At 73.0% G+C, this 15,083-nt stretch carries 15 protein-coding genes and 1 riboswitch; of the genes, 9 read left to right on the forward strand and 6 right to left on the reverse strand.

The features are described 5' to 3' along the window. Positions 1-2: 2 nt before the first annotated feature. A complete protein-coding gene (locus ACGFZQ_RS30325; protein ID WP_393843006.1) occupies positions 3-548 on the reverse strand; it encodes a DUF4396 domain-containing protein in 546 nt (181 codons plus the stop codon). Between the two features lie 265 nt (positions 549-813). Here ACGFZQ_RS30325 and ACGFZQ_RS30330 point away from each other — a divergent pair, with 265 nt between their 5' ends. The 5 genes from ACGFZQ_RS30330 (at position 814) to ACGFZQ_RS30350 (ending at position 6,177) form a co-directional block, all read left to right on the forward strand. Beyond that, the gene (locus ACGFZQ_RS30330) at positions 814-1,482 is read left to right on the forward strand and encodes a Crp/Fnr family transcriptional regulator (RefSeq protein ID WP_393843007.1); all 669 of its coding nucleotides are present in this window, start codon (positions 814-816) and stop codon (positions 1,480-1,482) included. 111 nt (positions 1,483-1,593) lie between these two features. Beyond that, positions 1,594-2,388, forward strand: a complete 795-nt coding sequence (locus ACGFZQ_RS30335) for a hypothetical protein (protein ID WP_393843008.1) — start codon at positions 1,594-1,596, stop codon at positions 2,386-2,388. Next, positions 2,385-4,598, forward strand: coding sequence for a hypothetical protein (locus tag ACGFZQ_RS30340; RefSeq protein WP_351732412.1), 2,214 nt, complete (start codon positions 2,385-2,387; stop codon positions 4,596-4,598). Before ACGFZQ_RS30335 ends, ACGFZQ_RS30340 begins: the two co-directional genes overlap by 4 nt. Beyond that, entirely contained in the window at positions 4,595-5,683 is a 1,089-nt protein-coding gene (locus tag ACGFZQ_RS30345; protein WP_393843009.1) for a hypothetical protein, read from the forward strand. Before ACGFZQ_RS30340 ends, ACGFZQ_RS30345 begins: the two co-directional genes overlap by 4 nt. Then, the gene (locus ACGFZQ_RS30350) at positions 5,680-6,177 is read left to right on the forward strand and encodes a Pycsar system effector family protein (protein ID WP_393843010.1); all 498 of its coding nucleotides are present in this window, start codon (positions 5,680-5,682) and stop codon (positions 6,175-6,177) included. The genes ACGFZQ_RS30345 and ACGFZQ_RS30350 overlap by 4 nt, the downstream gene beginning before the upstream one ends. Positions 6,178-6,187: 10 nt before the next feature. On the opposite strand, the gene ACGFZQ_RS30355 is transcribed toward ACGFZQ_RS30350, so the two are convergent. The 5 genes from ACGFZQ_RS30355 to thiO all read right to left on the reverse strand — a co-directional run bounded on the left by ACGFZQ_RS30355 (position 6,188) and on the right by thiO (position 11,320). Then, positions 6,188-7,075, reverse strand: a complete 888-nt coding sequence (locus ACGFZQ_RS30355; RefSeq protein WP_393843011.1) for a deoxyribonuclease IV — start codon at positions 7,073-7,075, stop codon at positions 6,188-6,190. A 34-nt stretch (positions 7,076-7,109) separates the two neighbouring features. Then, positions 7,110-9,035 (reverse strand): Stk1 family PASTA domain-containing Ser/Thr kinase, encoded by a 1,926-nt coding sequence (pknB, locus tag ACGFZQ_RS30360; protein ID WP_393843012.1) that lies wholly within the window; start codon positions 9,033-9,035, stop codon positions 7,110-7,112. Positions 9,036-9,155: 120 nt separating this feature from the next. Continuing rightward, the gene (locus ACGFZQ_RS30365; protein WP_393843013.1) at positions 9,156-9,950 is read right to left on the reverse strand and encodes a thiazole synthase; all 795 of its coding nucleotides are present in this window, start codon (positions 9,948-9,950) and stop codon (positions 9,156-9,158) included. Between the two features lie 3 nt (positions 9,951-9,953). Then, a complete protein-coding gene (gene thiS, locus ACGFZQ_RS30370; protein ID WP_382541376.1) occupies positions 9,954-10,154 on the reverse strand; it encodes a sulfur carrier protein ThiS in 201 nt (66 codons plus the stop codon). Further along, complete coding sequence (gene thiO / locus ACGFZQ_RS30375; protein WP_351732429.1) at positions 10,151-11,320, reverse strand: glycine oxidase ThiO; 1,170 nt, start codon at positions 11,318-11,320, stop codon at positions 10,151-10,153. Before thiO ends, thiS begins: the two co-directional genes overlap by 4 nt. Then, positions 11,318-11,429, reverse strand: a riboswitch (TPP riboswitch). It overlaps the preceding gene by 3 nt. Positions 11,430-11,558: 129 nt before the next feature. Between thiO and ACGFZQ_RS30380 the strand changes: the two genes are divergently transcribed. The 4 genes from ACGFZQ_RS30380 (at position 11,559) to metF (ending at position 15,058) form a co-directional block, all read left to right on the forward strand. Beyond that, entirely contained in the window at positions 11,559-12,797 is a 1,239-nt protein-coding gene (locus tag ACGFZQ_RS30380; protein ID WP_351732431.1) for an FAD-dependent oxidoreductase, read from the forward strand. 133 nt (positions 12,798-12,930) lie between these two features. Beyond that, positions 12,931-13,296: an Rv2175c family DNA-binding protein gene (locus ACGFZQ_RS30385; protein WP_351695318.1), complete on the forward strand. Its 366-nt coding sequence runs from the start codon at positions 12,931-12,933 to the stop codon at positions 13,294-13,296. Positions 13,297-13,330: 34 nt separating this feature from the next. Next, positions 13,331-13,978 carry a thiamine phosphate synthase gene (gene thiE, locus ACGFZQ_RS30390; RefSeq protein ID WP_393843014.1) on the forward strand — a complete coding sequence of 216 codons (648 nt, stop codon included), beginning with the start codon at positions 13,331-13,333 and terminating at the stop codon, positions 13,976-13,978. A gap of 156 nt (positions 13,979-14,134) precedes the next feature. Then, complete coding sequence (gene metF / locus ACGFZQ_RS30395; RefSeq protein WP_393843015.1) at positions 14,135-15,058, forward strand: methylenetetrahydrofolate reductase [NAD(P)H]; 924 nt, start codon at positions 14,135-14,137, stop codon at positions 15,056-15,058. The last annotated feature ends 25 nt before the right edge of the window (positions 15,059-15,083 follow it).

Below are 15,083 nucleotides of genomic sequence, written 5' to 3' on the forward strand. Positions count from 1 at the left end.
TCTCAGTGGTGGTACTGGTGCACCACCGCGTGCCCCTTGCCCCGGCCGATCGTCCACTTGTTGACCGGGGTCGTCACCACGAACGCGATCACCAGCGAGACGGCCAGCGAGATCCAGAACAGCGCGTCGCCCAGCTGGGCGTCCATCGCGGCCGGCCAGACCAGGATCGTGCCGTTGTCGATCAGTTCCATCACGGCGATCGAGAGGGTGTCCGCCGCCAGCGCCACCCGCAGCGCGGTGCGCAGGTCGACGCCCGCCCTCAGTACCCCGCGCATGGTGAGCGAGTAGCCGAAGAAGAACGCCAGCACGATCGCCAGCAGCGTGGTCGGCAGGTTCCCCCACCCGAAGGCCGTGCCGACGACCATGCCGAGCACCTCGCCGATGGCGCAGCCGGTGAGGCAGTGCAGGGTCGCCTGGACGGCCATGGCCCAGGAGGCGCCGGCGGGGCCGTGTGTGCCGTGCGGCCCGTGTGCTTCGTGGTGCGCGTGGGGCTGTTCGGTGGATGCGTGCTGTCCGTGGTGCTCGTGAAGGGCGTGATCGTGGTCCATGGCTGATCCCCGGTGTCAGGTGCGGATCCTTCTTGAGGCACTGACATGTATACCCCCCTGGGGTATTCCCGTGAAGGGTTCGGGCTCGTTCCGGTAACGGGCGGCACATTCCGTGCCCAGAGCGCTACGCTGAGATCCTTGCCTGGCGGGAGACGCGCCGGGCGGAGACGGATCCAAGGGGCCCTTGGGGTTCCGCTTGTGGTCCGGTTCGGGGGCGAGCGGTCGGGGGACGACGGTGGGGCTGTTCGGAGAGCGGCATACCTTCATGGGCGGGCTCGGTCCGGGGGACCGGGAAGCACTGGCGGGAATCGGCACCCGGCACGAGTACCCGCCGTACGACACGGTCGTCACGGAAGGCGACCGGACCACGTTCGCGGTGGTCCTGCTCAACGGCTGGTGCACGGTGTGGACGCCCACCGAACGCGGCGGCCGGCTGATCCTGGCCCTGAGGCGGGCCGGTGAGGTCGTCGGCGACATGGCGGCGCTCGACGGCCGCCCGCGCAGCGCCTCGGTGAGCACCCTGGGCCCGGTCACCGGCCTGGTCATACCCGGCGAACGGTTCCGGCGGTTTCTGGCCGCCCGGCCGCACGCCAACGCGCTGATGACGGTCCAGCTCACCGAGCGGCTGCGCAGCGCGGACCACGAGCGCCGGGCGCTGGCCTCCATGACCGTGCTCCAGCGGCTCGCCGAGCGCCTGGTCGAACTCGCGGACCGCACCGGCCTGCGGGAGAACGAGGCCGTGACCATACGGCTGCCCCTCGCCCAGCACGAGCTGGCCGCCTCTGTGGGCTCCACCCGCGAGGCGGTCGCCAAGGCCCTGCGCCTGTTACGCGAACAGGGCCTGGTCCGCACCGGCCCCGGCACGCTGGCCGTCGCCGACCTGGACCCGCTCCGCCTGCTCGCCGCCGGACAACCACACGGCACGGAGACCTGACAAGCACCGAGTCCCGCGCTGTGTAAACGGCTACAGCGGCGACCGGCCGGCTCCGCGAGCATCGCACCGGAGGCGCCGGTGGCCCGGCGGGACGGCAGGGAGGAGAAAACGATGGAGGGGGAAGCCGCGTACGGCTTCATCGTCAATGTGGACGCGCAGGGCTCGGGCCTGCTGTCCGACACCGAGAAACCCGAGATGCGGCGCAGACTCTACGACGTCACGGGCACCGCCTTCGAACAGGCCGGCATCCGCCCGCCGCGGCTCTACCAGGAAGACCGCGGCGACGGCATCCTCGGCGTACTGGCGCCCGACGTGCCGCCCGTCCGGGTCCTCGGGGAATGGGTGGAGCACCTCCACCAGAACCTCCGGGAGAGCAACCGGCACCTCAGGAAACCGCTGCGGCTGCGCGTCGGCCTGCACATCGGCCGGGTCACGGCCGACGCCCACGGCCGCTCCGGACGCGCCGTCGACCTCGCCTGCCGGCTGGCCGACTGCGGTGTCGCGAAGGCGATCCTCAAGGCCGCGGACGGCGCGCCATTGGTGGTCGCCGCCTCCGACCGGGTGCACGAGGACTTCATCCTGCCCGGCGGGCGCTGGGTGGACCCCCAGCACTACCGCCGGCACGACGTGGACCTCAAGGAGGGCCGCACCACCGCCTGGTTCATGGTCCCCGGCCGCTCCCAGCCGCCCGAGCCGCCCGAAGAGCAGCGGCCGGACTCGACGGACGGGCCGGACGACTCGGGCGGGCCGGAGGACTCGGGCGGGCCGTCGGGTGGCAACCCGCCGCAGCCGCCGGCACCCACGGACACCGGGGACCGTGTCGTCCAGACCGTCACCCAGACCGGGCCCGGCAAGATCGTGGTCGGCGGCACCATCGACACCATCAACATCGGTGGTGACCAGTGAACGCGCAGAACCCCCCGCCACCCCAGGGCGGCCCGAAACCCCAGCCGCAGCAACCGCAGCCGCAGCAGAAGGCCGAGCCGGACAAGCCGCCCGGCGCCGAGTCCGGCGGCGCACCCGAGCCGGAGAAGGCCGACGTCATCGGCGGCTCCGCCGCCAACCCGCTCGGTGAGGAGGCCCTGCCCGGCGCCGCGGCCGCCGCCTCCCGGATCTACCGCTCCGCCGTGAACCAGCACGGATCCGGCACCCTCATCAGCTCCGGATCCGTCGGCACCATGAACTTCTACGGCCGGCAGACGCAGGCCGCGGAACGCCTGCTGGCCGGCCCGCTCCCGGAGGACGAACTGCGCAGGCTGCGCCGGGTCTTCCAGGAACCGGCGGACTACGGCGACTACCGCGAGCAACTGTGCGGCGGCCGCCTCCTGGTGCTGTACGGCCAGCCCGGCACCGGCCGCGCCTACACCGCCCTGTCCCTGCTCGACGACCTCACCCGCGGCCAGGTCTCGCGGCTCGACCCGCGCACCGACCTGGACCGGCTGGACGACGACCAGATCCACGACGGCCACGGCTACGCCCTGGAACCCAGCGCCACCGGACTGCCGGACGAGACCGGTCTCGACCGGCTCTGCGAACTGCTCGGCAGGAAGGAGGCGTACGCCGTCCTGCTGGCCACCCCCGAACCCGGTGACGTCCTCTCCCGCGGCGGCCGCTACTACCGCGTCCACACCCCGGCCGCCCAGACCGCCGTACTCGAAGGCCATCTCGCCCTCGAACTGGAGGCCTCGGGCCCCGAGCTGTACGAGCGGGCCCGGGCGACCGCCCTCGACCCGGACGTCCTGGAGGCGCGCGGACTCGACGAGTTACGGCCGGCGGAGGCCGCGCACTTCGCGAGGCTCCTCGCCCGGCACACCAGGGACGAGCTCACCCACGACGGACTCCTCGCCGAGTGCCGGAAGTTCGCCGAGAGCCAGGCCGCCGAATGGTTCGCCGGCGGGATCCGCTCCGAGACCCCCGAGCGGCTGCGGGACGCGGCCTACCGGATCGCGGTCGCCGTACTGGAGGGCGCCTCGCTCAGCGCCGTCGCCGAGGCCGCCGAGGTGCTCGCCTGGGAACTGGCCGTCACCGTCGACCCGGAGGCCACCCCCGGCCGGCCGCTGTTCAGCGACGGCGTCGACGCCCGGCTGGTCTCCGCCCGCGCGGTCGCCGAACTCGGCACCGAGGAGGTCGGCACCGAGGAAGTACCGGTCCGGACCGTCCGGTTCGGCGGCGAGGCCCTCGCCCCGGCCGTCCTCGGCCATCTGTGGCAGCACCGGCACAACGCGCGCGGACCCGTGCTGCGCTGGCTGGCCGGACTCTGCGAGGACACCCGTCCCCAGGTCTGGGTACGGGCCGCGGTGGCGGCCGGCCAGCTGTGCCGCCTCGACCTCTCGCACACCGTGCACGAACTGGTCCAGCCCATGGCCCAGTCCGAGCGGGCCCGCCGCCGGCTCTTCGCCGCGACCGTGCTCGACGTCGGCGTGCGCTCCCCGGAGGTCGGCGCCGCCGTCCGCGCCCTGGCCGGCTCCTGGGCCCGGTACGGCGACGAGCAGCTGCGCTGGACCGCCGGAGCCGTGCTCGGCCGGGGCCGGGCCACGGACACCGTCCGCGAGTCGCTCGACCTGATCGGCGGGATCGGTGTCTGGGACGAGGGCAAGCTGCGGGCCGACGCGGCCGTGCAGGTCGCCCACTTCGCCGGCGCCCACCCCGAGGCCCAGACCCTGCGCCGGATCCGCGCCTGGCTCTCCGACGAACGCCGGACCCAGCAGGACCTCGGCCTGCAGAGCACGGTCTATCTCGCCGCCGTCCCCGTCGTCGACCTCTGGAACCAGCACGAGGACCTGGAGGGTTACGGCGACTGGCCGCTGATGCTGGCCCTGGCCGCCGTCCGGCCCGCCCTCGCCGCGGAACTCGCCGGGCTCCTGTGGACCGCGCTCCAGACCCCACGGTCGTACGAGGCGGCCATCGAGACCCTCTCCGACTGGCTGCGCGACTCGGCCGACCAGCCCTGGGCCGACCGGCTGGAGCGGTTCCTGCCGCTCCTCGTGCACACCCACGACGACCGCAACCGGCTGCTCGGCCTGATCAAGGAACTGACCGAAGACCCCGACCAACCACTGAACGATCAGCAGGTCCGCCGCCTGTGGGGCGCGGTCCAGGGAGCGAGTACACCATGACGCACAACCAGTGGGGGCAGCCGTGGCCGCCCCAGGACGAGGAGTTCGTTCTTCCGCACGACCTCAGAGGCCCCTTCGTCCGCGAGTTCGCCCCACAGACCACCTACCGGCACCGCAACAGCCAGGTGGCCTCGGTGCTCTACTACAAGAACGGCGGGCACAGCGTCATCACCGTCCGCGGTGCCGAGCACCACAACAAGCCGCTGATGGGCAAGCCCACCTCGGTGTGCTGGATCGCCCGCGGCCAGCACCAGGTCTCCTTCCAGCTGGAGCTGCCCACCTTCGGCGACCGCTCCCGGTTCCGGGCGGGCGCGGACGTCAACTGGGAGGTGCACGACTTCTACCAGGCCGCCGAGAAGCGCGTGGTCGACGTCGAGCGCATGCTGCGCCCCTCGCTGGAGGCCCGGCTGCGCGGACTCAGCCGCCGCTACAGCCTGGACTCGGCCCAGCAGGTCGACGAGGCGATCCAGGACGAGCTGGCCAGCGGCCGGTGGGGCGACTTCGGGGCCGACCTCGGCCTCGCCACCCAGGTGTTCGTCCGTATCGACCTCGGCCAGGCGGCCGCCGACTACCAGGCGCAGATGGTCGCGGTGGAGAAGGGCGGCGTGGTCCAGGAGGCCATGGACAACGTCAACAAGGCGCGGATCGCCTCCAACATGGACGACGCGCAGAAGCTGATCACGGCCGGCGAGACCGTCCAGTACGCCCACATGATCGCCTCGGACCCGAGCCGGGCGCACGAGATCCTCGGCGTGCTCCAGCAGCAGGCCCGCGAACAGCGCCAGGGCGCCCTGGACTATCTGACCAACCTGATCAACCAGGGCGTGGTGCAGCGCCACCAGATCGACGACCAGGTCCAGGCCCTCATCGACTTCAGCCGCACGGTCTCCACCGGGGTCTTCCCGAACGGCCTGCCGCAGGCCCCGACCTCGCTGCCGATACCGCCGATGCCGCCCGCGCCGCCGCTGCTCCCGGCCGACGCGCCGCCGCCGGTCCCGCCCGCGCCGCCGGTACCCCCGGTGGACACCATCCCCGGAGAGGGCACGGGGGTGGAGGACGACTCCAGCCCCGAGGCGCGCCGATGACCTCAGCCGACCCCGACCCCGACGCCGCCGCGCACTATGTCGCCGAACGGCTGCTGCTGACCGTGCGCGAGGACCTGGGCAGGGCGGACGTGAAGGCGTCCGTCCTGCTGTCCGGCGCCGTGGCGGTACCCGCCCTGGTCCTCGGGCGCGGGCTGCCGCCCGGCGTCTCCGGGCCCGCCGTGGTGTTCCTCGCGGCGGGCGCGGCGCTGTGGGCGGCGGGCACCCTGCTGCTGCTCGCGGTGATCGTGCCCCGTACCCGTACGTTCCGCTCGGCACCGGGCCCGACCTTCTACGCCGACGCGCTCACCGTCACCGACCAGGAGGCGCTGCGCCGCGCCGCCGCCGAGGTCGGCGCGGACCGGGTGGGCTGGCTGCTCACCCAGTTCCAGGACGTCAGCGTCATCCTCTCGGCGAAGTACCGCTGGCTGCGCCGGTCGATGGCGCTGCTCGGGGCGGGACTGCTGCTGGCGGGGGTGCCGCTGGCGGTCGGCTGACCAGGAGTGGTCAGCCGTCGCGCAGCCGCTTGAGGCGCTCGACGTCCGCCGCGTGCCCCTCCTTGCCGCCGGGCGTCTCGATGACCAGCGGTACGCCTTCGGTCGCCGGGTGGGTCATCAGCGCACGGAACGGATCCTCGCCGATGTGCCCGGCGCCGATGTTCTCGTGGCGGTCCTTGTGCGCGCCGGCGACATCCTTGGAGTCGTTGGCGTGGATCAGCTTCAGCCGCCCCTCGCCGACGGTGTCCACCAGCAGGTCCAGCGTCTGGTGCATCCCGCTCGGCCCGGTCAGGTCGTGCCCGGCGGCGAAGATGTGGCAGGTGTCCAGGCAGACGCCCAGCTTCGGATGGGCGTCCAGCGCCTCGAAGTACGGCCCGAAGTCCCAGGTCCGCGAGCAGAGCGAGGCGCCCTGCCCGGCGGTGGACTCCAGGAGCAGGAACGGGTCGTCGTCATGGGTCAGCTCGTCCAGCAGCGGCAGCAGATGCGCCCGTACCTGCTTCAGCGCCACGTCCCGGGCCCGCCCGCCGGTCGCGCTCCCGGTGTGCACGACCACCCCGAGCGCCCCGATCTCCCGGCCGCGCCGCAGCGAGTGCCGCAGCGACTCCACCGACTTCTCCACGGTCGCCTCGGTGTGCGAGCCGAAGTTGATCAGGTACGGGGCGTGTACGTACGCCGGGACCGACTCCTCCGCACAGGCCGCCCGGAACGCCTCGTCCTGCTTCGGGTTGCCCTCCGGGGTGGCCCAGCCGCGCGGGTTGGCGACGAAGACCTGCACGGTCTCGGCCTTCAGCTCACGGGCGTACGACAGCCCCACGGAGTGCAGGCCGCCGGCCACCGGGACATGACCGCCGACCGGGTTTCTGGCGGGACCTGGGGGAGGGGACGGGTGGCTCTTCACCCGTCAAGGGTGTCACGCCGCGGGCGGGCCCCGGTCACCGGATGGTGATCGTGATCGTCGACCCCTTGGGCGCCTGCTCCCCGGCGTCCACCGACTGCCGCTTCACGGTGTCGCCGAACAGCCCGAGCAGCCCGCGGTCCTCCTTGACCTGGAAGCCGGACTGCTCCAGGAGCTTGGTCGCGTCGTCGACCGTGGCCCCGACCACGCTCGGCACCTCGACCATCTCCGGGCCCTTGGACAGCGTCAGCGTCACCGTGTCGCCCTCGGCGGCCTGCGCGTCGCCCACCGGGGTCTGCCGGGCGACCTGCCCCTGGTCGTACTCGGAGGTGACCTCGGTGGCCGACACGGTCACCTTCAGCCCGGCCTCCTGAAGCTCCTGCCGGGCGTCGTCCAGGTCGTCACCGGTGACATCCGGGACGTCCACCGGCGAACCCTTGCTGACGACGAGCGCGATCGCCGTCCCCGCGTGCCGCTCGGTCCCGGCGCCCGGATCGGTGGAGATGACCGACCCCTTGGGCACGTCGTCGCTGAACTCCCGCGTCACCATGCCCGGTTCGAGCCCGTCGGCCTTCAGCAGCGCCCTGGCCCGCGCCTGCGTCCGGCCCTGCACGTCCGGCACCTTCACCGTCTCCGGGCCGTCCGAGATGGTGAGCGTCACCGAGTCGTTGCTGCGGATGCGCTTGCCGGCCGCCGGGTCGGTGCTGATCACCGTGCCCCGCCTGACCGTGTCGCTGTAGGCGTGCTCGACCTTCTTGATGTCGAGCCCGGCCTCCTTCAGCCGCGCGGTGGCCTGTGCCTCGGTCTTCGACAGCAGCGGCGGGACCTTGGTGAACTGCCCGGAGTTGATGTACCAGATCCCGGTGCCGGCACCGAAGAGGACCAGTACCGCGATGACGAGTGTGACCAGCCCGCGCCGGGACCGGCGGCGGGCCCCGTGCCGCCGCTCCGGCACCGGCGGCGCCTCGAACCGGCTGGTCATCACGACCCTGTCGTCCGGTTCGTTGACGGGCAGCGGCCGGGGCACCGCCAGCGACCGCGGAATGACGCTGGTCCGGTCCCCGGCTATGTCGTGCGCCTCGGCGAGCGCCTGCGGCGGTACGGCGTCCAGCTGCTCGTCACGGAGGGCGGCCCGCGCCTCCCGCACCAGGGCCAGCAGCGCGACGGCGTCGTAGGGCCGGACCTCGGGACTGCGGGCGGTGCCGCGGGCGACCAGCTCGTCCAGCTCGTGGGCCAGCCCGGGCACGGCGGCGGACGGCGGCGGCACGTCCTCGTGGAGATGCTTGTAGAGGATCACCGCGGGCGAGTCCGAGTCGTGCGGCTTCTCCCCGGTGAGCATCTCGTAGAGCACGACACCGCACGCGTACACGTCGACGCGGGGATCGGCGGCCCCGCTCTCGACCTGCTCGGGCGCGAGGTACGCCACGGTCCCCAGGACGGCGCCGGTCGTGTTGGTGACGCTGCCCACCGACCGCACGAGCCCGAAGTCGGCGACCTTGACCCGGCCGTCGTCCCCTATCAACACGTTCTCGGGCTTCATGTCCCGGTGCACGAACCCGGCGCGGTGCGCGGCGCCCAGCGCGGCCAGCACCGGCTCCAGAATGTCCAGCGCGGCCCGCGGCTGCAGCGCGCCGCGCTCGCGCAGCACGTCACGCAGGGTGCACCCGGCGACGTACTCCATCGCGAGGTACACGTACGGCCCGTCGGTCCCCTGGTCGAAGACCTGGACGACATTGGGGTGGGCCAACCGGGCGACCGACTTGGCCTCCCGGATGAATCTCTCGACGAAGGACCCGTCGGCGGCGAGCGCCGGATGCATCACTTTCAGCGCGAGCACCCGGTCCAGCCGGACGTCCAGGGCCCGGTAGACCGTGGCCATCCCGCCGACGGCGATCCGCGCGTCGACGCGATAACGGCCGTCGAGCACCTGCCCGACGAGGGGGTCCTGAAGCGTCGTATCCACCCCGAGAGTGTACGAGCCCCGGCTGAAACCCCCACAGGTGAGACAGATTTCCCCACCGACTTGCAGCGCACCTGTGACGCAGCGCGCCCCTCCACGCGCCCCGAGAGACCGGATCGGCGGTCAGAAGGCGGGGCGCTCGGGGTCCAGGGCGGCCAGGCCCTCCGTGGGGGACGACGGCTCGGCGAAGTGGCGGAAGGGGATCCGGCCGGCCAGCCGGGCCAGCCGTCCCGCCTCCACCCCGGCCCGCATGGCGAACGCCATCCGCTCGGGATCCCGCGCTCGCGTCACGGCGGACGCCAGCATCACCCCCGCGCACCCCAGCTCCATCGCCAGCGCCACGTCGGACGCCGTACCGGCCCCCGCGTCCAGAATCACCGGCACGCGCGCGTGCTCGACGATCAGCCGGAAGTTGTGCGGGTTGCGGATCCCGAGCCCGGATCCGATGGGCGACCCGAGCGGCATCACCGCGGCGCACCCGACGTCCTCCAGCTTCCGCGCCAGCACGGGATCGTCGTTGGTGTACGGCAGCACCGTGAACCCGTCGTCGACCAGCGTCTCCGCCGCGTCGAGCAGCTCGATCGGATCCGGCAGCAGCGTCCGCTCGTCGGCGATGACCTCCAGCTTGACCAGCGAGGTGCCCAGCGCCTCCCGGGCCAGCCGGGCCGTCAGCACGGCCTCCCCGGCGGTGAAGCACCCCGCGGTGTTCGGCAGCACCCGGATCCCCAGCCGTTCGAGGACCGACAGCACGGACCCCCGTACCCCCGGATCCACCCGCCGCATCGCGACCGTCGTCAGCTCGGTCCCGGACGCGACCAGCGCCCGCTCCAGCACCTCCAGGCTGGGCGCACCCCCGGTCCCCATGATCAGCCGGGACGAGAAGGCCGTACCCCCGAGCACGAACGGATCGTCGGCCATGGCTCAGCCTCCCTGTACGGCGGTCAGGACTTCCACGCGGTCACCCTCGGCGAGCGCCGTACCCGGCCACTCCCCGCGCGGTACGACGGTCTCGTTGACCGCCGCGGCCACCCCGGACGGCGCGGCCGTGAGGGACCTCACGAGCGTGTCGAGAGCGGTGCCCGGGGTGATCTCCCGGCGCTCCCCGTTGACGGAGATGTTCATGCGGTCTGCTCCAGGAGTGCGCCGGGGACGGGGCCGAAACGCTTCGGCGTGAACGGACGGGCCTCTTCCGGCAGCTCACCGCCGGTCAGCAGCTCCGCCATCACGTCTCCCGTGACCGGCGTGAGCAGCACCCCGTTGCGGTGGTGACCGGTGGCCAGCAGCAGTCCGTCGAGGCGGGTCGGCCCGAGCAGCGGCGCGTTGTCGGGGGAGCCGGGGCGCAGCCCGGCCCGGGTCTCGGTCAGCGGCAGCTCGGTGATGCCGGGCACCAGCTCGTGCGCGTCGCGCAGCAGCTCGTACACGCCGCCCGCGGTGACCGTCGTGTCCCAGCCCAGCTCCTCGCTGGTCGCCCCGACGACCAGCTCGCCGTTCTCCCGGGGCACCAGGTAGAGATGGCCGCCGCGCACCACGGCCCGTACCGTCCGGCTGAGGAACGGCGCGTACCGCGCGGGCACGGTCAGCCGCAGCACCTGCCCCTTCACGGGCCGCACCGGCGGCAGTACCTCGTCCGGCACCCCCGCCAGCCGCCCGCTCAGGCTCCCCGCGGCGAGCACGACCCGGTCCGCGCCCAGCGGGTCGCCCGCGCGCGTGACGACACCGGCGGCCCGCTCCCGTACCACCTCCAGACGCTCGGCCCAGTCGCGGTGGAAGACCACCCCGGCCCGCTCGCACGCGGCCACCAGGGCGGCCGCCAGCCGGCGCGGGTCGATCTGGTGGTCGCCGTCGACCCGCAGCCCGCCGCGTACGCCCGGCGCGAGCATCGGCTCCAGGCGCCGGCAGTCTCGCCCGGACAGCCACTCGGAGTCCAGCCCCGACTGCCGCTGGAGGGCGTGCAGCTCGCGCAGATGCGCGCGGTCGTCGGCGTCCAGCGCGACCGCGAGCGTGCCGCAGCGCCGGTAGCCGAGGTCGTGGCCGGTCAGCTCGGTGAGCTCGGCGGCGAAGTCGGGATAGCGGCGGGCGGAGGCCAGGTTGAGCCCCAGCAGGGTCTGCTCGCCGTAGTGCAGTTCGGTGACCGCGGCCAGCATTCCCGCCGCGACCTGCGCGGCTCCGCCGCCTGGCTCCGGGTCGACCACGGCGGTGGCGAGCCCGCGCTGCGCGGACCGCCAGGCCGTGACCAGGCCGATGATGCCGCCCCCGATGACGAGGACGTCGGACGTATGTGCGGACATGGGCGTCCAGCCCCTCCCTTCGCCGGCATGACCCGGATCAGGTTCGTACGGTCGGAGGCCGCCAGCCTCCCTCTCAGCCCAGTGCGCCCGGGCTCCCGCGTGTGCTTACCGGCCACCCTAGACCGCGGGGCTCCGCCCTCGTAAGACGGCCTGCGCCGGCGGTGTGGAGCAGGTCACTCAGCACGCCCCCTGACTGACTCTTTGTCAGTTGTCTATCGTTCTTGTCTATGGTGATCACGTGAGCGAGCAGACGCAGCGACAGAGCACGTCACAGACGCGGCGCGTGGTGGTCGTGGGCGCGGGCATGGCCGGGGTGCAGACCGCCGTGGCCCTGCGTGAGCAGGGGTTCACCGGGACCGTCACCCTGATCGGCGCCGAGCCGCACCAGCCGTACGACCGGCCGCCGCTCTCCAAGGCGGTGCTGCTCGGCAAGGCGGAGGGCTCCGCCTTCGAGGTCGACTTCGAGGCGCTCGGCATCGAGCTGGCGCTCGGCCGCGAGGCCCTCGGCGTGCGCCCCGCCGACCGTGAGCTGGACACCGAGGCCGGACCGGTGCCGTACGACGTCCTGGTCCTCGCCACCGGCGCCGAGCCGATCGCGCTGCCCGGCACCGAGGGCGTGCCCGGCGTCCACCTGCTGCGCACCCTGGACGACGCCGAGCGGCTGCGGCCCGTACTCGCCCGGCAGCACGACATCGTGGTGGTCGGCGCGGGCTGGATCGGCGCCGAGTTCACCACCGCGGCCCGGGAGGCCGGCTGCGCGGTGACCGTCGTGGAGGCCGCCGACCGCCCGCTCGCGGGAGCGCTCCCGGCCGAGGTGGCCGCGCCGATGACCGCCTGGTACGCCGACAGCGGCGCCGAACTGCGCACGCACGCGCGCGTGGCGCGTGTCGAACCCGGCGCGGTGGTGCTCGACGACGGCTCGCGGCTGCCCGCGGGCGCGGTCGTGGTCGGCATCGGCGCCCGCCCCGCCACCGCCTGGCTGGCCGGCTCCGGCATCGACCTGGGCGCGCACGGGGAGGTGCTCGCCGACGACCGGCTGCGCACCGGCGTCCCGGACGTCTACGCGGTCGGCGACTGCGCGTCCTTCCCGTCCGGCCGCTACGGCGAGCGCCTCCTGGTCCACCACTGGGACAACGCCCTCCAGGGCCCGCGCACGGTCGCCGCCAACATCCTCGGCGAGTCCGACGCGGTCTACGACCCCGTGCCGTACTTCTGGTCGGAGCAGTTCGGCCGCTTCGTGCAGTACGCCGGCCACCACGCCGTCGCCGACCGCATGGTCTGGCGCGGTGAGCCGACGGGCCCGGCCTGGAGCGTCTGCTGGCTTCGCGAGGACCGCCTGGTCGCTCTGCTGGCGGTAGGCCGCCCACGAGACCTGGCCCAGGGCCGCCGCCTGATCGAGGCAGACGCCCGAATGGACGCCGAGGCCCTGTCCGACCCCGCCCGCCCCTTGAAGAACGCGACCGCAGCGCCCCTTTAGTGGCACGGGGCGGTGACATGTGCGGGTCCCCCGCATGGGCGAGACCAGCCACGAGGAACCCGCACCCGACCACCCACCCGTCCCGGCGCTTCCCTCTCGCGGCCCACCCGGCGGAACGCCTACCCTTGCTTCCGTGACCGAGATTGACGCAAAGATCGATGTTCTCGTCCCCGCCTGGCTCACCGTCCCCGACATCGCAGAGATGCTGGACGTCGAGGTGACGCGCGTGCGGCAGCTGGTCAAGGAGGGCCAGCTCATCGCCGTCCGCCGTGGTGAGAACCGCGCGCTGCACATCCCCGCCGCCTTCATCGACGGGGACAAGGTCGTCAAGGGCCTGTCCGGAACCTTGACGCTCCTGCGGGACGACGGCTTCACGGACGAAGAGATGCTGGAGTGGCTCTTCACGCCCGACGCCAGCCTGCCCGGCACCCCCGCGCAGGCCCTGAGCGAGAATCGCGGTACGGAGGTGAAGCGCCGCGCCCAGGCGCTCGCCGTCTGAGGCAGCCAGTACCGACACAACGGGGGACACACCGATGACCGACACCGCCCGCGCCCAGCTGGCCGACGCCCGGCTGTACCTCTGCACGGACGCCCGCAAGGAGCGGGGCGACCTCGCCGGGTTCCTGGACGCGGTCCTGGCGGGCGGTGTCGACATCGTGCAGCTGCGCGACAAGGGCATGGAGGCCGGCGAGGAGCTGGAGCACCTCGCCGTGTTCGCCGACGCCTGCGCCCGGCACGGCAAGCTGCTCGCGGTCAACGACCGCGCGGACGTGGCCCACGCGGCCGGTGCCGACGTGCTCCACCTCGGCCAGGACGACCTGCCGGTCCCGGCCGCCCGCGCGATCCTCGGCCCGGACGTCCTGATCGGCCGCTCCACGCACGCCGACTCCGAGGCCGCCGCGGCCGCCGTCCAGGACGGAGTGGACTACTTCTGCACCGGCCCCTGCTGGCCCACCCCCACCAAGCCCGGCCGCCCCGCTCCCGGCCTCGGCCTGGTGCGGTACACCGCCGCCCTGGGCACGGACCGCCCCTGGTTCGCCATCGGCGGCATCGACCTGGGCAACCTCGACCAGGTGCTGGACGCGGGCGCCCGCCGGGTGGTCGTGGTCCGCGCGCTCACCGAGGCCGACGACCCGGGCGCCGCGGCGGCCGAGTTCGCGAAGCGGCTGCGGTCGGCGTAGCCCCTCGGCCCCTCGGCCCCTCGGCCGCTCAGGCCGGCGCGGCTCGGTGACGGGACCGTCCGGAAACTTGTCCAGTATCCGGACGCAGGGCCGACAATCCGGGCAAATCCCCCGAGTGCGGTTGGGTGTCCGTCCGCCCCTGGCTAACCTGCGAGTATGGCCCTCGGAACCGCATCCACCAGGACTGACCGCGCACGCACCGTGCGTGACATGCTCGCCTCCGGCAAGACCACGTACTCGTTCGAGTTCTCGGCGCCGAAAACCCCCAAGGGCGAGCGGAACCTGTGGAGCGCACTCCGGCGGGTCGAGGCGGTCGCCCCCGACTTCGTCTCCGTGACCTACGGCGCCGGCGGCTCCACCCGCGCGGGCACCGTCAAGGAGACCCAGCAGATCGTCGCCGACACCACGCTCACCCCGGTCGCCCACCTCACCGCGGTCGACCACTCCCTGGCCGAACTGCGCAACATCATCGGCCAGTACGCGGACGCCGGGATCCGCAACATGCTCGCGGTGCGCGGCGACCCGCCCGGCGACCCGATGGGGGAGTGGGTGGCGCACCCGCGGGGCCTGACCTACGCGGCCGAACTCGTCCGGCTCATCAAGGAGTCCGGTGACTTCTGCGTGGGCGTGGCCGCCTTCCCGGAGATGCACCCGCGCTCCAGCGACTGGGACACCGACGTCCGGCACTTCGTCGACAAGTGCCGCGCGGGTGCCGACTACGCCATCACGCAGATGTTCTTCCAGCCCGAGTCGTACCTTCGCCTTCGCGACCGGGTCGGCGCGGCCGGCTGCGAGACTCCGGTGATTCCGGAAATCCTGCCCGTCACCAGTGTGAAGATGCTGGAACGGTTGCCCAAACTCAGCAACGCGACCTTCCCGGACGCCCTGAAAGAGCGGATCCTCACAGCCAAAGACGATCCGGCGGCGGTACGCTCCATCGGTATCGAGTTCGCCACGGAGTTCTGCGCACGGCTGCTGGCCGAGGGCGTCCCCGGACTGCACTTCATCACGCTCAACAGCTCCACGGCGACGCTGGAAATCCACGAGAACCTGGGCCTGCACCATCCCCCGCGGGCCTAGACCGGCCGCACCGGAGTACGACACA

It is taken from the genome of Streptomyces sp. NPDC048254, assembly GCF_043201895.1.
GTDB lineage: Bacteria > Actinomycetota > Actinomycetes > Streptomycetales > Streptomycetaceae > Streptomyces.